Origin of the sequence: Neisseria wadsworthii 9715, from assembly GCF_000227765.1 — a bacterium.
GTDB classification, from domain to species: domain Bacteria; phylum Pseudomonadota; class Gammaproteobacteria; order Burkholderiales; family Neisseriaceae; genus Neisseria; species Neisseria wadsworthii.
Window position 1 is genome coordinate 2,151,113 of record NZ_JH165159.1, and the last position, 21,965, is coordinate 2,173,077.

At 50.0% G+C, this 21,965-nt stretch carries 22 protein-coding genes; 14 read left to right on the forward strand and 8 right to left on the reverse strand.

The features are described from left to right. The first annotated feature begins 13 nt into the window (after nt 1-13). The 5 genes from tsaE to HMPREF9370_RS10035 all read left to right on the forward strand — a co-directional run bounded on the left by tsaE (nt 14) and on the right by HMPREF9370_RS10035 (nt 5,669). Entirely contained in the window at nt 14-487 is a 474-nt protein-coding gene (gene tsaE, locus HMPREF9370_RS10015) for a tRNA (adenosine(37)-N6)-threonylcarbamoyltransferase complex ATPase subunit type 1 TsaE (protein ID WP_040667656.1), read from the forward strand. After that, nucleotides 472-1,743, forward strand: a complete 1,272-nt coding sequence (locus tag HMPREF9370_RS10020; RefSeq protein ID WP_009117384.1) for an N-acetylmuramoyl-L-alanine amidase — start codon at nt 472-474, stop codon at nt 1,741-1,743. The genes tsaE and HMPREF9370_RS10020 overlap by 16 nt, the downstream gene beginning before the upstream one ends. 69 nt (nt 1,744-1,812) lie before the next feature. Next, complete coding sequence (gene bioA / locus HMPREF9370_RS10025) at nt 1,813-3,102, forward strand: adenosylmethionine--8-amino-7-oxononanoate transaminase (protein ID WP_009117385.1); 1,290 nt, start codon at nt 1,813-1,815, stop codon at nt 3,100-3,102. A gap of 1 nt (nt 3,103) precedes the next feature. Further along, nucleotides 3,104-4,222, forward strand: coding sequence for an aminotransferase class I/II-fold pyridoxal phosphate-dependent enzyme (locus HMPREF9370_RS10030; protein WP_009117386.1), 1,119 nt, complete (start codon nt 3,104-3,106; stop codon nt 4,220-4,222). A gap of 301 nt (nt 4,223-4,523) precedes the next feature. Continuing rightward, nucleotides 4,524-5,669 (forward strand): iron-containing alcohol dehydrogenase, encoded by a 1,146-nt coding sequence (locus HMPREF9370_RS10035; RefSeq protein ID WP_009117387.1) that lies wholly within the window; start codon nt 4,524-4,526, stop codon nt 5,667-5,669. 199 nt (nt 5,670-5,868) lie between these two features. Here the strand turns inward: HMPREF9370_RS10035 and HMPREF9370_RS10040 are convergent, their stop codons facing one another. Further along, on the reverse strand, nt 5,869-6,345 hold the full coding sequence (locus tag HMPREF9370_RS10040) for an FKBP-type peptidyl-prolyl cis-trans isomerase (protein ID WP_009117388.1): 477 nt from the start codon (nt 6,343-6,345) through the stop codon (nt 5,869-5,871). Nucleotides 6,346-6,937: 592 nt separating this feature from the next. Between HMPREF9370_RS10040 and HMPREF9370_RS10045 the strand changes: the two genes are divergently transcribed. From HMPREF9370_RS10045 to rnhA, 4 genes are all read left to right on the forward strand, one after another. Continuing rightward, the gene (locus tag HMPREF9370_RS10045; RefSeq protein WP_009117389.1) at nt 6,938-7,264 is read left to right on the forward strand and encodes a hypothetical protein; all 327 of its coding nucleotides are present in this window, start codon (nt 6,938-6,940) and stop codon (nt 7,262-7,264) included. A gap of 402 nt (nt 7,265-7,666) precedes the next feature. Then, nucleotides 7,667-9,040, forward strand: a complete 1,374-nt coding sequence (locus HMPREF9370_RS10050; protein ID WP_040667163.1) for an FAD-binding oxidoreductase — start codon at nt 7,667-7,669, stop codon at nt 9,038-9,040. A 22-nt stretch (nt 9,041-9,062) separates the two neighbouring features. After that, the gene (locus tag HMPREF9370_RS10055) at nt 9,063-10,007 is read left to right on the forward strand and encodes a TraB/GumN family protein (protein ID WP_009117392.1); all 945 of its coding nucleotides are present in this window, start codon (nt 9,063-9,065) and stop codon (nt 10,005-10,007) included. A 13-nt stretch (nt 10,008-10,020) separates the two neighbouring features. Next, entirely contained in the window at nt 10,021-10,461 is a 441-nt protein-coding gene (rnhA, locus tag HMPREF9370_RS10060; RefSeq protein ID WP_009117393.1) for a ribonuclease HI, read from the forward strand. Nucleotides 10,462-10,552: 91 nt separating this feature from the next. Here rnhA and clpP read toward each other — a convergent pair whose 3' ends face one another. The 5 genes from clpP to HMPREF9370_RS10085 form a co-directional block, all read right to left on the reverse strand. Then, nucleotides 10,553-11,191, reverse strand: coding sequence for an ATP-dependent Clp endopeptidase proteolytic subunit ClpP (clpP, locus tag HMPREF9370_RS10065; protein ID WP_009117394.1), 639 nt, complete (start codon nt 11,189-11,191; stop codon nt 10,553-10,555). Between the two features lie 93 nt (nt 11,192-11,284). After that, on the reverse strand, nt 11,285-12,598 hold the full coding sequence (tig, locus tag HMPREF9370_RS10070; RefSeq protein ID WP_009117395.1) for a trigger factor: 1,314 nt from the start codon (nt 12,596-12,598) through the stop codon (nt 11,285-11,287). A gap of 201 nt (nt 12,599-12,799) precedes the next feature. After that, complete coding sequence (locus tag HMPREF9370_RS10075) at nt 12,800-13,663, reverse strand: DUF1853 family protein (RefSeq protein ID WP_009117397.1); 864 nt, start codon at nt 13,661-13,663, stop codon at nt 12,800-12,802. A gap of 59 nt (nt 13,664-13,722) precedes the next feature. Then, nucleotides 13,723-15,000, reverse strand: a complete 1,278-nt coding sequence (locus tag HMPREF9370_RS10080) for a surface lipoprotein assembly modifier (RefSeq protein ID WP_009117398.1) — start codon at nt 14,998-15,000, stop codon at nt 13,723-13,725. A gap of 173 nt (nt 15,001-15,173) precedes the next feature. Continuing rightward, nucleotides 15,174-16,592, reverse strand: coding sequence for a DEAD/DEAH box helicase (locus HMPREF9370_RS10085; RefSeq protein WP_370992370.1), 1,419 nt, complete (start codon nt 16,590-16,592; stop codon nt 15,174-15,176). A 362-nt stretch (nt 16,593-16,954) separates the two neighbouring features. Between HMPREF9370_RS10085 and HMPREF9370_RS10090 the strand changes: the two genes are divergently transcribed. The 3 genes from HMPREF9370_RS10090 (at nt 16,955) to HMPREF9370_RS10100 (ending at nt 18,731) form a co-directional block, all read left to right on the forward strand. After that, nucleotides 16,955-17,191, forward strand: coding sequence for a hypothetical protein (locus tag HMPREF9370_RS10090; RefSeq protein WP_009117400.1), 237 nt, complete (start codon nt 16,955-16,957; stop codon nt 17,189-17,191). Between the two features lie 214 nt (nt 17,192-17,405). Continuing rightward, a complete protein-coding gene (locus HMPREF9370_RS10095; protein ID WP_040667166.1) occupies nt 17,406-18,011 on the forward strand; it encodes a glutathione S-transferase family protein in 606 nt (201 codons plus the stop codon). A gap of 9 nt (nt 18,012-18,020) precedes the next feature. Further along, on the forward strand, nt 18,021-18,731 hold the full coding sequence (locus HMPREF9370_RS10100; RefSeq protein ID WP_009117402.1) for a helix-turn-helix transcriptional regulator: 711 nt from the start codon (nt 18,021-18,023) through the stop codon (nt 18,729-18,731). Nucleotides 18,732-18,836: 105 nt separating this feature from the next. On the opposite strand, the gene HMPREF9370_RS10105 is transcribed toward HMPREF9370_RS10100, so the two are convergent. Further along, nucleotides 18,837-19,310: a hypothetical protein gene (locus HMPREF9370_RS10105; protein WP_009117403.1), complete on the reverse strand. Its 474-nt coding sequence runs from the start codon at nt 19,308-19,310 to the stop codon at nt 18,837-18,839. Nucleotide 19,311: 1 nt separating this feature from the next. Beyond that, a complete protein-coding gene (locus HMPREF9370_RS10110; RefSeq protein ID WP_009117404.1) occupies nt 19,312-20,112 on the reverse strand; it encodes an RNA methyltransferase in 801 nt (266 codons plus the stop codon). Nucleotides 20,113-20,321: 209 nt separating this feature from the next. Here HMPREF9370_RS10110 and HMPREF9370_RS10115 point away from each other — a divergent pair, with 209 nt between their 5' ends. Then, nucleotides 20,322-21,110: an inositol monophosphatase family protein gene (locus HMPREF9370_RS10115; protein ID WP_009117405.1), complete on the forward strand. Its 789-nt coding sequence runs from the start codon at nt 20,322-20,324 to the stop codon at nt 21,108-21,110. A gap of 124 nt (nt 21,111-21,234) precedes the next feature. After that, nucleotides 21,235-21,945, forward strand: coding sequence for an S-methyl-5'-thioinosine phosphorylase (locus HMPREF9370_RS10120; protein WP_009117407.1), 711 nt, complete (start codon nt 21,235-21,237; stop codon nt 21,943-21,945). The last annotated feature ends 20 nt before the right edge of the window (nt 21,946-21,965 follow it).

The window sequence follows — 21,965 nt, forward strand, 5'->3', positions numbered from 1 at the left end:
TACATATATGTATATGGCGTTTTCCCCAGCTCACACTATTTTTCTACCCGACGAAGCAGCCACCGCCGCACTGGGCGCCGCTCTCGCACCTGCGTTGGCCGCACCTTTGGTGATTTATCTGCAAGGCGGGTTGGGGGCGGGGAAAACCACATTCACACGCGGCCTTTTGCGCGGCGCTGGCTATACCGGTACGGTAAAAAGCCCCACATACGTCTTAGTCGAATCTTATCCTCTGGATAAATTCACCCTGCACCATTTCGACCTCTACCGCTTTGCCTCGCCCGAAGAATGGGAAGATGCCGGGCTGGACGAGCTTTTCGGCACAGATAGCGTGTGCCTGATCGAATGGCCGCAACAAGGCGGCGCATTGGTACCCGCAGCCGACATTACCGTAAATATCGAGCATCAGGAAACCGGCAGGCTGTGCACGCTCACTGCCCACACAACCGCCGGCCGGCAAAGTTTGGAAACATGGAAAAAAAATTAACCCGCCGTCAAATCGTCCGAGGCGCAGCAGCCAGCCTGCTTTTAAGTGTGTCGCCGATTGCCTTGGGCAAAAAGGCCACGCCGCAATTTATTGCCGTGCGTATTTGGCCTGCCAGCGCCTATACCCGCCTCACCATCGAAGCCAGCCAGCGGCTCGAATACAAGTTCTTCACACTGGATAATCCTCGCCGCTTGGTTATCGACATCAGCGGCGTCACGCTCAACAGCGCGCTACAAGGGCTGGGTGGCAAAGTTCAAGGCAACGATCCTTATATTGCCAGTATCCGCGCCGGGCAGAACTCGCCCAATGTGGTGCGTGTGGTGATTGATTTGAAAACAGCGGTCAACCCGCAGGTATTCGGCCTGAATCCGGTGGCCAACTTCAAACACCGCTTGGTGGTCGACCTCTACCCGACCGTAGCACCCGATGCGCGCGACCCTTTGATGGCGCTTTTGGAAGACTATTCACAAGGCAAAATCACCAATCAGGGCACAGGCAGCGGCACGCCGCCGGTGCAGCAACCCGATACCGCCGATTACGAACCTTCCGCGCCATCCAGAGGCAGAAAGCGCCAAGCTATTGTGGTGCTTGACCCCGGGCATGGCGGTGAAGATCCGGGCGCAATCGGCCCGAGCGGCCTGCGCGAGAAAGATGTAGTGCTCGCCATTGCACGCATGGCTAAAAAACGCTTGGATTCCATGGGCTACAAAACCTACCTCACGCGCAACGAAGATGTGTTCATCCCGTTGGGTGTGCGCGTGGCCAAAGCACGCAAACTGAAAGCCGACGTTTTCGTTTCCATTCATGCTGACGCTTTCACCAGCCCCAGCGCGCGCGGTACGGGCGTTTATGCGCTCAGCACCAAAGGCGCCACCAGCGCAGCGGCCAAATTCCTCGCACAAACGCAAAACAATGCCGACTTAATCGGCGGCGTGCGCACCGTGGGCAACCGCCACGTTGATAACACCATTCTCGACATGACCCAAACCGTAACCAACAAAGACAGCCTCACGCTTGGCGAAGGCGTGTTGAGCGAGCTGGGCAAACACAACAAACTGCATAAAGGCCATGTCGACCGCGCCAACTTCGCCGTATTGCGCGCGCCGGATATTCCGTCGATTCTGGTGGAAACCGCGTTTATTTCCAACCCCACCGAAGAGAGCATGCTCGCCGGCAACAGTTTCCGCGAAAAATGCGCCGACGCCATCTCCGGCGGCATCAAGTCTTATCTGGCAAAAGCGGTATTGCGCCGTTAGCCCCCGGAAACACCAATGCCTGTCTGAAACATTTTTCAGACAGGCATTTGCTATACAGACCTTGCTTTTATGACACCCGAACACCTGCTCCACATAGACCGCGAACACATCTGGCATCCCTACACCGCCATGCCCAACACCCTGCCCGTGTATCCCGTTTCACACGCGCATGGCTGCACGCTCACGCTGGCCGACGGCACGCAGCTGATAGACGGCATGTCGTCATGGTGGGCCGCCATCCACGGCTACAACCATCCCCGCCTGAATGCCGCCGCATGCGCGCAACTGGAAAAAATGTCGCATGTGATGTTCGGCGGGCTGACCCACGAACCTGCCGCGCGTCTGGCGGAAAAACTCGTTGCCCTGCTGCCGGAAAGTCTGAACACCATTTTCTTTGCCGACAGCGGCTCCGTCGCCGTAGAAGTAGCCATGAAAATGGCATTGCAATACCAGCAGGCACAAGGCCTGTCTGAAAAACGCCGCTTCGCCGCTGTCCGCTCCGGCTACCACGGCGACACTTGGCACGCCATGTCGGTATGCGACCCCGTTACCGGCATGCACGGCCTGTTTGGCAGCAGCCTGCCCGTGCAATATTTCCTGCCCCAACCCGCTACCCGTTTTCACGAACCCTGGCAGCCGGAAAGCATGGCGCCTTTGCGCAGCCTGCTGGCCGAACATGCCGACACCATCGCCGCACTGATTTTAGAGCCCATCGTGCAAGGCGCCGGCGGCATGTATTTCTATCATCCCGAATACCTGCGCCAAGCGCGCCGCCTGTGCGACGAGCACGGCGTGTTGCTGATATTCGACGAAATCGCCACCGGCTTCGGCCGCACCGGCAAACTGTTTGCCCTCGAACACGCCGCCACCGCGCCCGACATCATCACGCTCGGCAAAGGGCTGACCGGCGGCTACCTCACACTGTCCGCCACCGTTACCACCCGACAAGTGGCGCACACCATCAGCCAAAGCGCCTCATCCTGCCTGATGCACGGCCCCACTTTTATGGCCAACCCGCTGGCTTGTGCCATTGCCGCCGAAAGCATAGACCTGCTCATCGAAAGCGATTGGCAAAACCGCGTCAACACCATTGAGGCCTGTCTGAAAACCTTGCTCGCACCTGCGGCTCAGTGGCCTGTGGTAAATAACGTGCGTGTACTGGGCGCCATCGGCGTGATTGAACTCAACGAGCCGGTAAATATGCGCACTCTGCAGCCCCGATTCGTTGCCAACGGCGTGTGGGTACGACCGTTTGGCAAGCTGGTTTACATCATGCCACCTTTCACCATCAGCCAAGAAGAGCTTGCCCGCTTGGCAGAAGGCTTGCTCAAATCATTGCGGCAGGAATACGGGATTTAGCATGCAGCATTTCCAGACCCGGCTCGAACAATTGGCGGCGCAAAACCAACTGCGCCGCCTTTCCCGCATTCCCGAGTGCCGCCTCAATTGCAGCAGCAACGATTATCTCGGTTTAAGCCGATCCGCCAAATTGCAGGCCGAGTTCCTCAACCGCTTTTCAGACAGGCATTTGCCTGCTTTCGGCAGCACCTCATCCCGCCTACTTTCCGGCAATTCCGAATATCATGAAGCGCTCGAAGCCACGCTGCAACAAGCCTACGGCCGCCCCGCCCTGCTCTTCAACAGCGGCTACCACGCCAACATCGGCATCCTGCCCGCCATTGCCGACAAAAACACCTTGATTTTGGCCGACAAACTGGTACACGCCAGCCTGATAGACGGCATCCGCTTATCCGGTGCACCCTACAAACGCTTCCGCCATAACGACACCGCCCAACTCGCCCGCCTGCTAAACGAACATGCCGCCCAATACCGCCATGTCATCATCGTTACCGAAAGCATTTTCAGTATGGACGGCGACTTGGCCCCGCTCGCCGAACTCGTCAATCTTAAAAACCGACACCCCAACATATTGATTTATTTGGACGAAGCCCATGCCGTGGGTGTGTATGGCACAGGAGGATTGGGGCTGGCAGAGCACGATGCCTGTCTGAAAAGCATAGATATTTTGGTCGGCACATTCGGCAAAGCCGCCTCCTCCGTCGGCGCATATGCTATTTGCAACGATACTTTAAAAGCCTACCTCATCAACACCATGCGCCCGCTGATTTTCAGTACCGCCTTGCCCCCCCTCAACGCAGCCTGGTCGGATTTCGTGTTCCAAAAATTCCCTTTCTGGCAGGCAAAACGAGAACATCTCAACCACATCTCAATCAAATTAAGAACCGCCATCCAGCAACGCGGCCTGCCCATGCCGAGCCAAAGCAACGTCGTGCCCTACATAACCGGCAGCAACCAAAAAGCCGAACAGCTCGCAGCAGAGCTGCAACAGCAAGGTTGCTACGTTCTACCCATCCGCCCGCCCACAGTCCCCCGCAACACCGCCCGCCTGCGCTTTTCATTAACTGCCGATATGCAGGAAAGCGATATCGACTGGCTAATTTCTTTATTGCCTGTCTGAAAACAAAATTAAACAAAACAATTACATAACTGATAATCCACACCCTAACTGACAAGTTTCAGCACAGCCGCACAAAGAAATAAGCCTCTTTCAAATAACAAATCCTTGATATAAAAATGCTTACGATTGCTTATTTAAAATAAATAAATTGCAAATTTACCCTTTATTACAGAAATCAGCTTGCAGATTGAATCGGCTTATGGCACTTTGAATACATCAATGCAAAGCAGCAAGCTATAGGAACGCATTGATTATAAAATAGATTAATTTAATTCATAAAAACTACATAAGGAGCAAAACTATGGCAACACAATTCTTCATGCCCGTACAAAACATTTTGGGCGCCGGCGCCTTAGCTGAAGCAATGGACGTTATTGCTGCTCTCGGTTTGAAAAAAGCCCTGATTATTACCGATGCCGGCTTAAGCAAACTCGGCGTTGCAGAGCAAATCGGCAGCCTGTTGAAAGGCAAAGGTATCGACTATGCCGTGTTCGACAAAGCACAGCCCAACCCGACCGTATCCAATGTAAATGCCGGCTTGGAGCAGCTGAAAAACTCAGGTGCTGAATTTATCGTTTCTTTGGGCGGCGGTTCATCACACGACTGTGCCAAAGCCGTTGCCATCGTAGCGGCAAACGGCGGCAAAATCGAAGATTACGAAGGTTTGAATAAAGCCAAAAAACCCCAGTTACCCTTGATTTCCATCAACACCACCGCAGGCACAGCATCCGAGATGACCCGCTTTGCCGTAATTACCGATGAATCGCGCCATGTGAAAATGGCCATCGTTGATAAAAACGTTACACCCCTGCTATCGGTGAACGACCCTTCTCTGATGGAAAACATGCCTGCGCCGCTTACCGCCGCCACCGGTATGGACGCGTTAACGCACGCAGTGGAAGCCTACGTTTCAACCGGCGCTTCCCCCATTACCGATGCCTGTGCGGTGAAAGCCATTGAGCTGATTGCCCGCTACCTGCCCACAGCAGTACACGAGCCGAAAAACAAAGAAGCGCGCGAACAAATGGCTTATGCGCAATTCTTGGCCGGCATGGCGTTTAACAATGCTTCATTGGGCTATGTACACGCCATGGCCCACCAGCTGGGCGGTTTCTACGACCTGCCTCACGGCGTCTGCAACGCCCTGCTGTTGCCGCATGTAGAGCGCTTCAACCAGCAAGCAGCCAAAGAGCGTTTGGATGAAATCGGCCAAATCCTAACCAAAAACAACAAAGACCTCGCAGGTTTGGATGTCATTGACGCCATTACCAAACTGGCAGGCATCGTAGGCATCCCCAAATCATTGAAAGAATTGGGTGTGAAAGAGGAAGACTTCGATGTGTTGGCCGACAACGCCTTGAAAGACGTGTGCGGTTTTACCAACCCGATTCAAGCCGACAAACAGCAAATCATCGGCATCTTCAAAGCCGCCTTTGATCCTGCATAAGGCTTTAAGCGGGTTTTACCCGAAAAAAAACCTTAACTCCTAACTTTTACCTGCCAAATACTTATAAATTTGGCAGGCTTTTTATTGACAACACAACAAATAATGCCTGTCTGAAAACTTTCAGACAGGCATTATTCAAACTTAAATATCCGTTCAATCAAAAAGCATTCCAACGCGCTAACATTAAACGGTTTATCAATTAATGGTGATGGCCATGTTCGCCATGCACGTGGCCATGATCGATTTCTTCGGCGGTAGCCGGGCGAACATCCTCAACCGTCGCCTTAAAGCGGATTTTCATACCCGCCAAAGGATGGTTTCCATCCATTACTACTTTACCGTCCGCCACATCCGTTACACGGAACACAATCACACCGAATTCCGGATCATCCGCTTCAAACATCATGCCTACTTCAGGTTTAGTAGGAAGCACATCGGCATGCTCAATACGAACCAGTTGAGCATCTTGCTCGCCAAACGCATCATCCGGCTGCATGACCACATCTACCGTATCACCTACTTTTTTCTCGTGCAGCGCTTCTTCCACCAAAGGGAAAATACCATCATATCCACCGTGCAAATAAGCAATCGGCTCTTCGGTTTTATCAATTAATTGGTCGTTGGCATCAAACATCTCATAATGCAGCGTTACCACAGTGTCTTTTACAATACTCATCTGTATATTCCCTCGGTATTAATTTAGGTTTGAGCGCGCATTGTAACACACCCCACCCAATAAACACGATGTCATATAAAGCAAAGCTTTTTCAGTAATTTGTTATATTCCGTATTAGTATCCAAATGAAGATTCAACCAAAATTAAGGGCTACTTAACAGCAAAAAACAAGATACTATTAAAAACCCATAATATTCCTATATTATTGCATTTGTTATGCTATAAATTGCTGTTGCCAATCAACAACACAATCTATGAAAAGACCGCTTTTTTATTTCATGACAGCATAATTTTACACTTCACCACAACAAAATAAACTATTGAAATTAATCGATAAAAAAATATCAATTCTGTAAATCTGAAATTATTTCACTAAAACAGGGAACTCTTGAGGTGTTATTACTGACTAATCAGCCATAATCCCAAATTAAGCATGTTCCTTTGAACTGATTGCATTGCAATCAGCGCTCGTGCATAATTACGGAAAATTCAGTAATGAATTTGTAATCAAATTTAGTTAGACATTTAATATGTTTAACCTTTTGATGGTTTTAACTCCCTTAATTGATCAAATAAGAGAAGGTACATTAAAATGAAAAAAACTTTGTTTGCTGCTGCCCTGATGTCTTTGGCTTTGGCTGCCTGCGATAACAAACCAGCTGCCCAATCAGCAAGTGAAGCTGCCGCTTCTGCCGCTTCTGTTGCTGAAAATGCTGCCGCTTCTGCTGCTTCTGCTGCCAATGTAGCTGCTTCTGAAGCTCAAGCAGCTACTTCTACCGCTGCTTCTAACGTTGATGCTGCCGCTTCTAAAGTTGAAGCTGCTGCTGATGCTGCCGCTTCTAAAGTTGAAGCCGCTGCTGATGCTGCCGCTTCTAAAGTTGAAGCCGCTGCTGCTTCTGTTGCTTCAGCTACTAAATAAGCAAGCGCATATTATTCTCTAAGTTCTATAAGAATAAACAAAAATGGAATGCTTTAAAAAGCATTCCGTTTTTGTTTTCAAACAGGCATTCAATTCATTCAGCCGAAAACTCAATATTCCCTCCCAAGCAGCAAAGCAAGACCGTAGTACATCAAGCCTTTTTAGCCATAACAAATAAGCTTAACTTTGCTACGGCGTTGCTACACCTTAGCTCAAAGAGAACGATTTTGTAAGCTGCTGAAGCAGCAACAAAATCAGTCCTGTACTACTTGTACCGTCTACGGCTTGCTGCCTTGTATCAAAGTTAAGTTTATTTGCTATGCTAAAATGCCTGTCTGAAAAACTTGAACTTTCAACCCTCTATCCATTAATATGACGGTTTTATCTCCCAGAACACACTCCATGCCCGTCAGCAACCCTTTCTCTGCTCTTAAAAACCTGCTGGACGCATCTGAAATAGTAACCGACCCCATTCCCCTGCTCACAGACCAGCGTGGCCGCTACACCGGTTCGGCCGATATCGTGTTGCAACCCAAAAGCATTGAAAACGTGCAAAAAATCATGCGCTTTTGTTTTGAGCACAGAATTCCCGTTACCCCGCAAGGCGGTAATACAGGATTATGCGGCGCAGCGGTTCCGAATGGCGGTGTACTTTTGAATTTAAGCAAACTTAACCGCATCCGCAATATCAACCTTGCCGACAACAGCATAACCGTTGACGCGGGCTGCATTTTGAAAAATGTGCAACAAGCCGCCGAACAAGCGGATCGGTTTTTTCCATTAAGCCTAGCGAGCGAAGGCTCCTGCCAAATCGGTGGCAATATTGCTTGCAATGCAGGCGGACTCAATGTTTTACGCTACGGCGCCATGCGTGATCTGGTTATCGGTTTGGAAGTAGTGCTACCTGATGGTGAATCCATTGAGCACCTTACCCCTTTACACAAAAACACCACCGGCTATGATTTGCGCCATTTATTTATCGGTAGCGAAGGCACATTAGGCATTATTACTGGCGCCACGCTCAAGCTGTTTGCACGCCATCAAAGCAAATCTACTGCTTGGGTGGGCACACCCGATATAGAATCCGCCGTACATCTTCTTTCTCTTGTGCAAGCCAGCTTTGCCGAACGTTTAATCAGCTACGAACTCATCAGCGATTTTGCATTAACATTGTCTTCCGAATTCAGCAAACTCAGCCCGCCTACCCAAGCGCCTTGGCATGTGTTAATTGAATTGGGCGATTCCCTACCCCATCAGAATTTGGACGACATCCTGGCCGAATTTCTTTATGAACAAGGCTTTGAGAACGCTGTATTGGCGCATTCCGAAGCAGAGCGTATGGATTTATGGATTTTGCGTGAAAATATTTCTGCATCTCAGCGCAAGCTCGGCGCCAGCATCAAGCACGATATTGCTCTGCCGATTAAACATACTGCCGAATTTATCAAACGTTGCGCTACCGCTTTAAAAACGGCTTACCCCGAAATCCAAATCGTCGTATTCGGCCATCTAGGCGACGGCAGCCTGCATTACAACACTTTCCTGCCGCAGGTTTTAAGTAACGAAGTATACCGATACGAAGATGCCATTAATACCATTGTTTACAATCATGTAATTGATTTAGAAGGAACCATTGCCGCAGAACACGGCATCGGTCAAGTAAAAAACCAATGGCTGCCACAAGTACGCTCTAAGGCTGAAATTGATTTGATGCGCGCCATAAAGGCCCAGCTTGACCCTCACAACATCCTTAATCCAGGAAAACTGCTTCCCTAATTTTCAGACAGGCATTAAGAAAATGTTTAAAAAACTCACTCTTTTCTGCACCTTACTGGCAGGTAGCGCGTTAGCTTCTGCTTTCAACTGGCACACGCCCGAAATAACCAGCCGCTTATGGAAAATCAGTAAAACCGGACAACCTGATTCTTATCTGGTCGGCACTTTCCATATCGGCACAGCCCAACACAGCACACTACCGCCCAAACTCGACAATATCGTCAAACAAAGCGATTTATTCATTTCCGAAGTGATCGTCCCCATCAAACCCAATCGGACGCTCACTAAAGACATTCAAGCCATGCAGAAGCAAATGTTTGACTTCAGCGGCAACACACTCAGCCAAAAAATCGGCAACCAGCGGGTTCAACTGCTGACACAACGCTTAAACAGCGCACCCAAACTCAGCGCGTTCACCCAAAATATCGAAAGAGCCGAACCGTGGGCCGCCATGATGATGGATATGAATATCCGCCCTCAAGGCTATGAATCCGAATACGGCGTAGATTATCTGCTGAGTCAAGCCGCAATCCGCCACAACATCAAACGCGACAGCTTGGAGCGCTATACAGAGCTTCCCTACCATTTCAAAAAATTGCCCTTATCCCGCATCATCGAGCAGATGGATTTTTCGGAGCGCTATAAAAAAGAAAGCCACGACATACTGATCAAAATGTCCGGCTTATATTACGATAAAAAGTATACTGAACTATTCCGCTTCAATGCCGATTACAACCGCTACAACCATATTCCCGATTTTCCCAAAGAAAGCATCCGCTTTTGGCAAAGCTGGCTGGAGCAGGATTTGCTCGTTTCCCGTAACCAAAAATGGATGCCCAAACTCTTACAGGTATTGCCCAATCAAAAAACCTTGGTTGCCGTGGGCGCAGCGCATCTGGTCGACGACAGCGGCCTGATTCTCCAACTCCGCCAACACGGTTACACGGTAGAACCTATCGCAGAATAACCCGAAGTACACCATGGATAAAACCGTATACCTCTATACAGACGGCGCTTGCAAAGGCAACCCCGGCGCAGGCGGCTGGGGCGTATTATTGCGCTACGGCAGCCACGAGAAAGAACTGTTTGGCGGCGCAGCTGAAACCACCAACAACCGTATGGAGCTTACCGCCGTTATCGAAGGGCTTAAAACCCTCAAACGACGTTGCCGCGTAGTCATCTGCACTGATTCGCAATATGTCAAAAACGGCATGGAAAACTGGATACACGGCTGGAAAAAAAACGGCTGGAAAACCTCTGCCAAAAAACCGGTTAAAAACGAAGACTTATGGCGCGAGCTTGATTCATTGATCGGCGGGCACGAAGTATCATGGCAATGGATTAAAGGCCATACAGGACATCCTGAAAATGAACGTGCCGATGAACTGGCCAATAAAGGAGCGGCGCAGTTTTTAAGCTGAATACATAAATAATGCCTGTCTGAAAGCGAACTTCTTAAGAAGCCAAAACTTTCAGACAGGCATTGCTTTTGAGAGCTAGGCGCTTTAACACCTATTGATTCGCAATCGCCTTAACCGCATCCTCACGGTTCTCAATCACCTGATCAATCAAACCGTATTCTTTAGCTGCTTCAGCCGACATAAAATTATCACGGTCAGTATCGCGCTCCACTTTTTCCAAAGGTTGGCCGGTATGCTTCGCCAAGAAATAATTCAGTTTTTCCTTAATTTTAATCAGCTCGCGCGCATGAATTTCAATATCGGAAGCCTGACCGCCCAAGCCGCCACTAATCAGCGGCTGATGAATCATAATCCGGCTGTTGGGCAATGCAAAGCGCTTTCCTTTAGTGCCGGCCGACAGCAAAAACGCACCCATACTGGCCGCTTGTCCCAAGCAAAGAGTCGACACATCAGGCTTAACAAAATTCATGGTATCAAAAATCGACATTCCCGCTGTAACCGATCCACCGGGCGAATTGATATAGAAATAGATGTCTTTATCCGGATTTTCGCTTTCCAAAAACAACATCTGAGCAACCACCAGATTGGCGGTGTGGTCATTAACAGGGCCTACCAAAAAAACAATGCGCTCTTTAAGCAAGCGTGAATAAATATCAAAAGCGCGCTCACCTCGACCGCTTTGTTCAATCACGGTAGGAATCAGGGTATTGGCTGTAATTTCGGGAATCATCACAACTCCTTATTTAAAAATCGGAAAGCACCAAAGCGTTGCCACTTCGGTGCTTTGCATTATTTCGGCACCGCTTGCGCGGCATAATCGGCCTTAAGCTTGTGCGCCCATTACTTCGTCAAACGACAAAGCCTTTTCATTCACTTTTACCTTACCCAGCACATAATCCACCACATTGGCTTCTACGGCTAGAGAAGTCGGGCCTTGTAAACGTGATTTGTCTGCAAAATACCAATCAATCACTTCTTGCGGATCTTCATAGCTTTCTGCAAACTCGTTCACAATCGCTTTGATTTGTTCTTCGGTAGGTTCCAGTTTATGCTCTTCTACCAAAGCGGCCAGAATCAGGCCCAGTTTTACACGGCGCTCTGCTTGCTCATTAAACATTTCGGCAGGCAGATCCAGTTTAGCAGCATCGGCCATACCTTGGTTCACAAAGTTTTGTTTCATTTCCTCAGCCAAACGCTGGGCTTCTTCGCTCACCAACGCTTTCGGAACCTGCAAACCTTCGGTTGCGGCCAACAAGGCTTCCATCGCAGCTTCTTTGGTTTGCGCGTCAACGCGGCGTTTCACTTCACGCTCTACGTTTTTCTTCACTTCTTCACGCATTTTAGCTACATCGCCATCGGCAATGCCCAAAGCTTTGGCAAACTCTTCGTCCACTTCCGGCAATACCGGCTCAGACACGTTTTTCAACGTAATGGTAAACACTGCGGTTTTACCAGCTACGTCTTTACCGTGATAATCTTCGGGGAAGCTAACTTCCACGTCTTTTGCTTCGTTTTCTTTCATGCCCAAGATGCCGGCTTCAAATTCAGGCAGCATCTGACCCAAGCCCAAAACGAAAGGATAGTTTTGCGATGTACCACCCTCAAACGCCACGCCGTCGATTTTGCCTTCAAAATCAATGATCACACGGTCATCGTTTTTTGCTTCACGTTCAACATGGTTATAGCGGGTGCGTTGCTTACGCAGAATATCTACGGTTTTTTCTACTTCTTCGTCGCCTACTTTAGCAGTTACTTTTTCCACTTCCTGAGCTGACAAATCGCCTACTTTCACTTCAGGAAACACTTCAAAAACGGCAGCTACTTTGAGTGAATCTTTATCGTCTTGCTCTTCAACCGGCTCCAAACGGGGGAATCCGGCCACTTTCAATTCTTGCGCCACCACAGCATCATAAAATGCTTTTTGAGCCATTTCGTTCAACACTTCGTTTTGAACGCCTGCGCCATACATGGACTCTACCATTTTCAATGGCGCTTTACCCGGACGGAAGCCATCAATGCGCACACGGCGCGCGGTTTGTTTCAAACGCTTTTCCACTTCGGCATTCACTTCGCTCCAAGCCAGCGACAGGATGGCTTTGCGTTCTAAATTTTCTAATGTTTCAACAGTTACGCTCATCGTAAACCCTTAATTCTTTTTGTGTTAACAAGCAAGCAGGCATTTGGGCCGCTTGAAAATATCTGTATGCCGCCCAAAGGCAGACAAAATTTAAAACGCAAATTGTATCATAATGTTGGTAAGAATGATATGGAAAACGGCAACGACCTTGCGAGTTCTCTTATGGTTGCAAACCCTTTTTCAGACAGGCATTAAGCCGGGCTATCCGGCCGGCTTCATCATGCGCAGAATTTCATGCATCATGCCGTCCGGCCTTTTCTCCACCAAAGCGAATAACACATCCGATGATGATGCGATTACCGTACTGTCACAACATTGCTCGGGTTCTACCCTGGCCGGAGCAAGCAAATCCATTTGCGGCAAAATATAAAAAAACGCATCGTCTTTTAAAGGCAACCCCTCTCCCGGCTTGAGATAACGCCCATGCCAACCGTTGGGATTGAGCGGTGCTGATTGAAACGCTTGCCCTTCTACAGCAAAACCCACGCCTCTCACCAGCGATACAGACTGGCATTTATCCGCCTCGATTCCGGCATCCCTGAGCACCGCCTTACCCGGCTCACCGGACGATAACGCCAGCTGTTTCACCAGCTTGGCCGCTTTGTCGGACAGTCTGTCGTCGGTATTCAGGCCAACCATCTTGCTCGGGTCGGCTTGAATGCTTCCATAATATTTGCATGTTAATTCAATGTGATAGCAAACACCATTAAGCTTCGCTACATAATCCAACGCACCTAATGTCTGTTTACCGGATTCATGCCGAACCGGCAAGTTGCGCGCCAATAGCTGTGTATGCGGCGCACGGGCCAACCAAAAAGCCAGCAAACTTTCGGCATAAAATCCCAAACGGTGCCCGAACGGTGCTTCGGCAGCCAAGTGTTGTTTGAGTGGTTCCGGATTGCTATCCAGCTCGAGCAAATAGCGGAAGCCTTGTTCGCCCAATAGTTGGCGCACCGGCAACTCGCGGCCGGTTTGCCATAATGCAGGCGCAGTAAGAATGCTTGCCAGCGCACGTACATCTTTATCTGTAAGCCGCCACCATAGTGCGTCTAAAGCATAATTCATAATTATCCGGCTTAAATATCAAAGTTTTCAGACAGGCATTATATAGCTAGGAAAGCATCTTAAAATTTTTTTTCCAAACTCATAAACCATTGCGATTGCTCACGAGACGAAGAATCCACATTGCTGTCGATTTTGGAATAGCGGTAATCGATTTTAGGCGCTACGCCTTTCCAACGCCGCGGCTGGTAAGAGAGCGAGGCGCTGGCATTGTATTCATTGTCTTTCCTGCCGATGCCGTACAGCGGCTCCGAATGGCTGAATTCACGCCGGCCATACTGAACGGAAGCACCTGCTTTAATGCCGCCTTCAAACTGGCGCGAGATGCCGGTGCGAAAGACCGTTCGGTCGGACGAGCGTGTTTCGTTACGCGTGAGATCGGCCCGATAATCCGCACCTGCGCTGATTGCCCATGCGCTATTGGGGCGCCATTCGGCAGTACCGGATACGCTGTTGATGTTGCCATCATAATATTTTGCATGATCGGGATTGTTGTAACTGCGGTTAACACTGGAAGCGGAAAGCGACACGCGCCAGTTATCATTGAATTTATTATTGTATGCCGCAGAAGCGCCGGTGTTGAGTGTGTATTTTTCGCTGCCCAGCCAGCTTTGTTCGGTGTATGGTGTAAACGACCAACTTTGTTTACCTGCGCTGCTGCGGTAGCCCGCAGCCAGGCGGACGGAACGGGTGCTGCGGTCGTAATAATCCCAATAGTGCGTACCGCCGCTGGTGAGTCCGAGCCTCAGGCGGTGATTGCCTTTCAGACTGAAATCATGCTCGGCGCCCAGATTGTAGCGCAAAGCATCATTATTTTTGTCCGGATAACGGTTACCGGCAAGTAGTGTTTTTTGATCGCGCGGAATATACCCTTGATTATTGCGGACATGGCTCAGGTTGACAGGAAGCTGCCAAACATCGGATGCTTGCAAACGCTTGCCGAAATCACCGGCACGCGGTGCGGAGCGTGCGGCAGAAAGGTTGTGGATTGTAGCCGCACGCGCTTCCTGCCAATCAGGGCGTTGCGCCAACACGCGACGGTATAAGGCTTGCGCCTGCATATATTCGCCTTGACTGCTGCGCCAGCGGGCTTCTGCATAATCAGCGAATACTTGATCAGCCAGAAAGCGGCTGCGGTATTGTTTCAGCAACTCGGGCATATTTTGCCAATCTTGTTTGGCAAGCGCGGCTTCCAGCTCTGATTTCAGCTCGCTATCGGGAAGCGGCGCAACTTCTATCTGGCGGTAAGGCAAGTCCGAAGCGGGCTGTACTTCGCCATCAGCGGCGACAACTCCGCAAAACGAAGCAAATAAACTCAATAACAAGACTGCACGTTTCATAACAAATATGCAAATAGGATTTTTAAAAAAGAATTGTGCCTAAAGGTTGGGAGTAAGACAAGTGCGCCGGATTTGCGGTTGTAAAACGGGATTGTTTTTAAGTTGGAGACAACAATAGAAATGCCTGTCTGAAAAGCTTTTCAGACAGGCATTTCTAATAAGTAAAAAGCTGTTTACAGACCGAAGTTAGGCTGCACCAGCGCACATTTTTGGCGTTCCCGGCGGCTACGGCGGCTGCGCCCCGCAATTTTGCCGCAGGCGGAACCGGCGTCTTTTTCTTCTGAGCGGCGGCCGCGCGATTCGCTTCCCGAACTTGCTCGTTCGGCACGCTCGCTTCTCTCGCTTTTTTCACGGCGCGGGGCGCGTTGTTGCGTTGGGCTTTCGGCTGCATCATTGCCCCAACGCGGCTCGAAGCCCTCAATCCGTTCAAGAGGGATATCGTTGCCGGTCAGCGCTTTGATGGCTTCAAACATCTTCTGCTCGTTTTCATCCATCAAAGAAATCGCCACACCGTCGGCACCTGCGCGGCCTGTGCGGCCGATTCGGTGCACATAATCTTCCGGCTGGGTGGGCATTTCGTAGTTAATCACAAAAGGCAGTTCGGCAATATCCAAGCCGCGTGCGGCAACATCGGTAGCCACCAGAACACGCAGACTGCCTTCTTTAAAAGCGTTCAACGTTTCCAGACGGGTTTGCTGCGATTTGTCTCCGTGGATAGACTGCGCGGAAATCTCGCTGCGCACCAGATTGCGGGTAACTTGGTCCACGCTTTGCTTGGTTTTGCAGAACACGATCACTTGATTCATGTTCAAATCCACAATCAAACGCTCCAGCAAGCTGCGTTTTTTGGCGGTGTCAACCGCAATCACATGCTGCTCCACATTGGCATTGGTGGTGTTTTGCGCTGCCACTTCAATTTGCTCGGGACGATTCATAAAATCATTGGCCAATTTGCGGATGGCCGGGGAGAAAGTGGCGGAAAACAGCAGGGTTTGCCGCGGTTTGGGAAACATTTGCATGATGGTGCGGATATCGTCGATAAAGCCCATGTCGAGCATGCGGTCGGCTTCGTCGAGCACCACGATTTCCACTTTGTTTAAGTTGATGTTTTTTTGTTTGACATGGTCAAGCAGGCGGCCCACGGTGGCCACAACGATTTCGCAGCCCGCGCGCAGTTCGGCGGTTTGCTTATCCATGCTCACGCCGCCGAATAAAACGGTATGGCGCAGCGGCAGGTTTTTGATGTAGCCCTGCACGTTTTGGTCGATTTGGTCGGCCAACTCGCGCGTGGGCGTCAACACCAGCATACGCACCGGATGCATGGCGGGTGAAGTGCTTGCTGTGGCATAGCGTTTCAGCCGCTCGAGGCTGGGCAGCATAAATGCGGCGGTTTTTCCGGTGCCAGTTTGGGCTGCGGCGAGCAAGTCGTGGCCAGCCAAGGCTTTGGGAATGGCGGCTTCTTGAATGGGCGTGGGGGTTTCATAGCCCTGTTCGGTCAGGGCGGAAACGATTTCGCCGCCTAAGCCGAGTGCAGAAAATTGATTCACGTTGTTCTCCGTTGGAATAAGTGTTGTTACGCCTGATGCGCTGATAGGGAGAAAGTAAAATATTATGACACACTTTGCCTGTATCCGCCTGTATTGCGCTCAATTTGCTCAAGTATGCCCACTTAATAGGCAGAGGCAAAGATTAAATAATTCAAGCTATTGTTTTTACATAACTTTCAGACAGGCATCACCTAAATCTATAACATTTCTTTTCATTTTATTACTCATTTTGGTTTTCAATATATTTTTTCATAAATAGCAGGCACTTAAATGTATTTCAGCAGCCGCTCTGGCCAATTTTTACACTGGTACAAAGAAACTAATAATCAATGCCGCACTCTGAAAACGAAGTGTTTACGAAGATAAGTAAACCTTGATATTTCAAACCAAATGAAGGAACTGTGATTATGAATAAAATGCTGATTGCCGCTATCTCTGCCGGCCTGATGCTTAGCGCCTGCTCTTCAATGGGCGGCAAAGACAAAGCTCCGGCTAAAGAACAAGCGCCTCAAGCCAGCGTAGAGCAGGCTTTGCAGGAATGTAAACAAACTGTCGGCGCAACTGCCGACCGCGCCGCTTTCGACGCTTGTATGAAATCTAAAGGTTTCGAGCGTCCGGCTCCTCAGGCTCCGGCTCAACCTTAAGCCGAACCTAAAAAAAATCGTGTGTGCAAACAGCCCTGTTCCTCCGACAGGGCTGTTTGCTATGTTGTGTTTGAAAGGGCAATGCCTGTCTGAAAGCGCTTCAGACAGGCATTGCCGCCCCGAAATGCTCCTGACAGAAACTGACACACCCCGTTTTTATAATGCCTGTCTGAAACAACCGTTTGCAAGTCGACACAACTTAAGGAGGCAGCATATGAAAACATTCACGCTTTACACCGTCAACCCCTCGCGCGGCAGCATGATACGCTGGATGCTGGAAGAATGCGGCGCGGATTACGACACGGTTACCCTGTCGTTGGGCGCGGATTTGAAAACGCCGGAATATCTCGCGGTCAACCCGATGGGCAAAGTCCCTGCGCTCAAGCACAAAGGCGAAACGTTTACCGAAACCGCAGCCATCCTCACCTACCTTGCCGAGCAATTTCCTGAAAAACACCTGATCCCCGAAGCAGGCTCGGTTGAACGCGGGCAATATTACCGCTGGCTGTGCTTTTCGCTGCACCTGGAATACGCCGCAATGGATAAATGGCGCGGCATCAGCAATAATGATATGCAACGGCAAGCCATAGGCTACGGCGACTTGGATACCGCCCTGAATACCCTGCGCCGACATTTGCAAGGCAGGGAATATATGGTCGGCAACCGCTTCAGTGCGTTGGATATTTATTACAGCGGCCTGCTTGAATGGTTGATTGCCTACGCCCAAATCATCCCTGCCGAACCTGTGTTTACCGAATATATGTCGCGCCATCTTGTACGCCCCTCGTTTGCCCGGGTTCAGGAATTGGAAAAACAGTAAAATTACACGATGACCCGCTCCGAACGCCTGCTGATTTTGTTGCACCATTTGCGGCAAAGCCGTTATCCCGTTTCCGCCGACCAGCTTGCGGCGCAACTGGGTATCAGCTCGCGCACGGTTTACCGCGATATTGAAACGCTGCGGGCGCAAGGCGCGGAAATCGAAGGCGGCGCGGGCGTGGGCTTTGTATTGCAAAAAGCAGGCTTTGTGCTGCCGCCTTTGATGTTTGACGAAAATGAAATTGAATCGGTGGTGTTAGGCATGCGCTGGGTGGTGGCCAATGCAGACGGCGCGCTGGCCGAGTCGGCCAAATCCGCGCTGGGCAAAATAAATGCTGCGCTCCCGCAAAGCCTGTCTGAAACACTCAACCGGCAAGCGCTCTACCCCGCTTCTACCTGCAAAAACAGCTATTCCGAGCAAGAACATTCTATTTTGGAAACCATCAGGTTTGCCCTGAGAACCAACCGCCGCCTGTCTTTCGACTACACCGATGTCAACCGCCAAATCAGCCGCCGCACCGTTTGGCCGCTGGCAGTGGGCTATTTCAACGAAGCACGACTAATGGTGGCTTGGTGCGAACTGCGGCAGGATTACCGCCATTTCCGCCCCGACCGAATCGCCCAAGCCCGCGTCGGCGATACATACCCCACCCCGCGCAAAATCTTGCTTGACGAATGGCAGCGCAAGGAAGGTGTGGATTTGCAGAAATTTGATTTCTAATAAAATGAAATCTCCAACCAACCAGAAACGCAATGCCTGTCTGAAAAACTTTCAGACAGGCATTGAAATTATCAGTCTTCGCGTACCATGCAGCTTGAAGTCGGCTTACTCCCAAGCACCATCAATCTTTTTATGCCCTTTCCTGAGCCAAAACACATAGCTCACCGGCAGCCAAAGCAAAGCAAACGTGCTGCCAAACAAAAAGCCCAAATCCGGTGCCACCATATCGCCAAACACATACAAACCTATGGTAACCACCACGCTATAAAACAACCATGCGCCGATATTGAGCAGCCAATAATTGCGCACGTTCACTTTCGGGTTCCACACCAGCCAAATCAGGCTGTAAATACTGGTTAAAAAACCGCCCGACGCATAAGCAACCATCAGATAATCGCCTGGCGAGCGGAACAAGTTCATAAATTTGGCTACACCCCAAACCACAGCTATAGGAATCACATGCAGGATAAAAATCGGAAGCAGCAGCTTCAACCGGTTCATCATATAAAGCCTGTCTATCTTTCTATATTCAATCATAATCAACACAAATGCCTGTCTGAAATATTCAGACAGGCACATTTCATTTCAGGTTTTTTTTCACCGTATTAAAAAAGCCCCGCAGCAAATCAATATCTTCGGTTTCGGTTCCGGCACGCGCAAACAAACTCTGCATGCGACGCATCATGCGCTCGCCGTTGCGGCGGTTGAAAAAGCCGATATCGTCCATCAAACTTTCCATATGCTTGACCATACCCGCAATCTGCTCATGGGTAGCAGGATGGGTTTCCGCTGCAAGATGGTCCATCGGCAAACCGACTTGGCTGAAGATTTCATAACTCACTACCTGCACGGCTTGTGCCAAATTCAGTGAAAAATAATCCGGATTCCCGCTGATGGTCATCAGCCGGTTGCAACATTGCACTTCTTCAATGCTCAAACCAAATGTTTCATTGCCAAACACTAAAGCCACTTTGTGCCCTGCTGCCGCTGTTTGCAGCAATTCAGGCACCAACTCGCGCGGGGTTTGCAGCGGTGCAGTCAGCTCGCGCTTACGGCTGGTCAGTGCGCAGCTAATCACAGTATCCGATACGGCTTCTTCCAAGGTGGCAAAAACACGCGCGTTTTCCAACACATCCACCGCGCCGGAAGCCAGAACAAAACTTTCCTCCGGCAATGTAAAACTGTGTGGGTCGGCCGCATCAAATTGCGGCGGCTCGGCCGTCATCGGAGTTTGCATCAATTGAGGCGCCACAAGGTCCAGATGATGCAGGCCCATGGTTTTCATCGCGCGCGCTGCCGAACCGATATTGGCAGGATGGCTGGTACGGGTTAATACGATGCGTATGTTGTTTAGATAATCAGGAATACTCGGTTTTGTCATTGTATCTAGTGGTTATTTTTCCAATCAGGCGTATAATACGGCTTTCAAACAGCAAAAGGCCAGCCGCCTGCGCTGAACCTGTTCTTTAAAAATCGTTAAACGTTTGCCCGCCCGTTATTCCCAAGCCGGCTTCTTAAAGCAATGACTGTTTTAAAATGATTCGGCTCTATTGTAACGGCTTGCCGCAATATTTTATATAGGATATCCCGATGAACCCGATTCTCAACACCGCTCTGAAAGCCGCCCGCAAAGCAGGCAGCATGATGACCCGCGCTTCCAATAATCTTTCCAACATCAAAATAGACAGCAAAGCGTTTAACGATTTTGTTTCCGATATCGACCGCGAATCCGAGCGTATTCTGATTGAAACGCTCAAAGAAGCTTATCCCCATCATAAAATCACCACCGAAGAAACCGGCGCACACGGCAATGCCAAAGCCGAATACGAATGGATTATCGACCCATTGGACGGCACCACCAATTATCTGCACGGCCATCCGCAATATGCGGTTTCTATGGCGCTGCTGCATAAAGGCCAGTTGCAGGAAGCCTTGGTGTTCGCCCCCGAACGCAACGATTTATACATGGCATCCCGCGGTCAAGGCGCGCTGTTAAACGACCGCCGCATCCGCGTTTCTTCCCGTATCGACTTAAATCAATGCCTGATCGGCACCGGCTTTCCCGTAGTCGACCAAAGCATGATGGATGATTATCTGAACATTCTGCGCGCTTTTCTGGAACGCACGGCAGGCGCACGCAGGGAAGGTGCCGCCTCATTGGATTTATGCGCACTAGCTTGCGGCCGCTTCGACGGTTTCTTCGAATTCAACCTGAAACCTTGGGATGTTGCCGCAGGTGCACTGATTGCCAAAGAAGCCGGCGCCATTATTACCGATATGCAGGGCGAACAAACTTGGCTGGAAACCGGTAACATCGTCGCCGCCAATCCCAAAGTTTTAGCGCAAATGCTGCACATTATCGGCACACATCTGAAATAACCGGATAACTTACCCGGTTCAACAAGGCTGTCTGAAATTGATTTTCAGACAGCCTTTTCCCACACGACGCCAAATCCATTACAATACCTGAAATCATCGTTCTCTAAATGCATAAGGCAACACCATGATCGCAATCATCGGCGGTAGCGGCCTGACCCGCCTGCCCGAAATCAACATCATACATAGGCAAATTATCCGCACACCTTACGGCCTGCCCAGTTCTCCCGTTATCACCGGCAAACTGGGCAGCCATGAAATCGTTTTTCTCGCACGCCACGGCCTCAACCACACACTCGCACCACATGAAATCAACTACCGTGCCAATATTTGGGCACTGAATTCACTCAACGTGAGCGGTATTATTTCCGTATCCGCCGTGTCTACCCTAAACGGTTTGCCCGTTGGCGCATTGGTATTGCCAGACGATTTAATCGACTATACCTATGGCAGAGGCGACACTTTTTTTGAAGGTTCAAATTGTGAAGTAACCCATATCGACTTTTTCCATCCTTACGACACCCAGCTACGGCAACGTCTGCTGGAGCATGCCAAGGAGCGGAACATTACCATCCATTATCAGGCTGTATATGGCTGCATCCAAGGGCCGCGCCTGCCCACCCGGGCAGAAGTTCGACGTTACAAAAAAGACGGCGTAGATATTCTGGGCATGACCGGCATGCCTGAAGCCTCACTGGCTCGCGAACTCGATTTACCTTACGTACACCTCTGCGGCGTTATCGGCAAAGCCGGTTGCGAAAACGAATCTCCTGACTTTAGAAACAATCAAGAGCACCATGCGATGCAGAGCATCCGCCAACTTTTAGTCAATATGTAAACCAAGGAAGGGCTGTTTGA

Excerpts from the sequence above, each read along its gene's own strand:
- tsaE (WP_040667656.1), top strand. The coding sequence starts at position 14 with ATGGCGTTTTCCCCAGCTCACACTATTTTTCTACCCGACGAAGCAGCC.
- HMPREF9370_RS10020 (WP_009117384.1), top strand. The coding sequence starts at position 472 with ATGGAAAAAAAATTAACCCGCCGTCAAATCGTCCGAGGCGCAGCAGCC.
- bioA (WP_009117385.1), top strand. The coding sequence starts at position 1,813 with ATGACACCCGAACACCTGCTCCACATAGACCGCGAACACATCTGGCAT.
- HMPREF9370_RS10030 (WP_009117386.1), top strand. The coding sequence starts at position 3,104 with ATGCAGCATTTCCAGACCCGGCTCGAACAATTGGCGGCGCAAAACCAA.
- HMPREF9370_RS10035 (WP_009117387.1), top strand. The coding sequence starts at position 4,524 with ATGGCAACACAATTCTTCATGCCCGTACAAAACATTTTGGGCGCCGGC.
- HMPREF9370_RS10040 (WP_009117388.1), bottom strand. The coding sequence starts at position 6,345 with ATGAGTATTGTAAAAGACACTGTGGTAACGCTGCATTATGAGATGTTT.
- HMPREF9370_RS10045 (WP_009117389.1), top strand. The coding sequence starts at position 6,938 with ATGAAAAAAACTTTGTTTGCTGCTGCCCTGATGTCTTTGGCTTTGGCT.
- HMPREF9370_RS10050 (WP_040667163.1), top strand. The coding sequence starts at position 7,667 with ATGCCCGTCAGCAACCCTTTCTCTGCTCTTAAAAACCTGCTGGACGCA.
- HMPREF9370_RS10055 (WP_009117392.1), top strand. The coding sequence starts at position 9,063 with ATGTTTAAAAAACTCACTCTTTTCTGCACCTTACTGGCAGGTAGCGCG.
- rnhA (WP_009117393.1), top strand. The coding sequence starts at position 10,021 with ATGGATAAAACCGTATACCTCTATACAGACGGCGCTTGCAAAGGCAAC.
- clpP (WP_009117394.1), bottom strand. The coding sequence starts at position 11,191 with ATGATTCCCGAAATTACAGCCAATACCCTGATTCCTACCGTGATTGAA.
- tig (WP_009117395.1), bottom strand. The coding sequence starts at position 12,598 with ATGAGCGTAACTGTTGAAACATTAGAAAATTTAGAACGCAAAGCCATC.
- HMPREF9370_RS10075 (WP_009117397.1), bottom strand. The coding sequence starts at position 13,663 with ATGAATTATGCTTTAGACGCACTATGGTGGCGGCTTACAGATAAAGAT.
- HMPREF9370_RS10080 (WP_009117398.1), bottom strand. The coding sequence starts at position 15,000 with ATGAAACGTGCAGTCTTGTTATTGAGTTTATTTGCTTCGTTTTGCGGA.
- HMPREF9370_RS10090 (WP_009117400.1), top strand. The coding sequence starts at position 16,955 with ATGAATAAAATGCTGATTGCCGCTATCTCTGCCGGCCTGATGCTTAGC.
- HMPREF9370_RS10095 (WP_040667166.1), top strand. The coding sequence starts at position 17,406 with ATGAAAACATTCACGCTTTACACCGTCAACCCCTCGCGCGGCAGCATG.
- HMPREF9370_RS10100 (WP_009117402.1), top strand. The coding sequence starts at position 18,021 with ATGACCCGCTCCGAACGCCTGCTGATTTTGTTGCACCATTTGCGGCAA.
- HMPREF9370_RS10105 (WP_009117403.1), bottom strand. The coding sequence starts at position 19,310 with ATGTGCCTGTCTGAATATTTCAGACAGGCATTTGTGTTGATTATGATT.
- HMPREF9370_RS10110 (WP_009117404.1), bottom strand. The coding sequence starts at position 20,112 with ATGACAAAACCGAGTATTCCTGATTATCTAAACAACATACGCATCGTA.
- HMPREF9370_RS10115 (WP_009117405.1), top strand. The coding sequence starts at position 20,322 with ATGAACCCGATTCTCAACACCGCTCTGAAAGCCGCCCGCAAAGCAGGC.
- HMPREF9370_RS10120 (WP_009117407.1), top strand. The coding sequence starts at position 21,235 with ATGATCGCAATCATCGGCGGTAGCGGCCTGACCCGCCTGCCCGAAATC.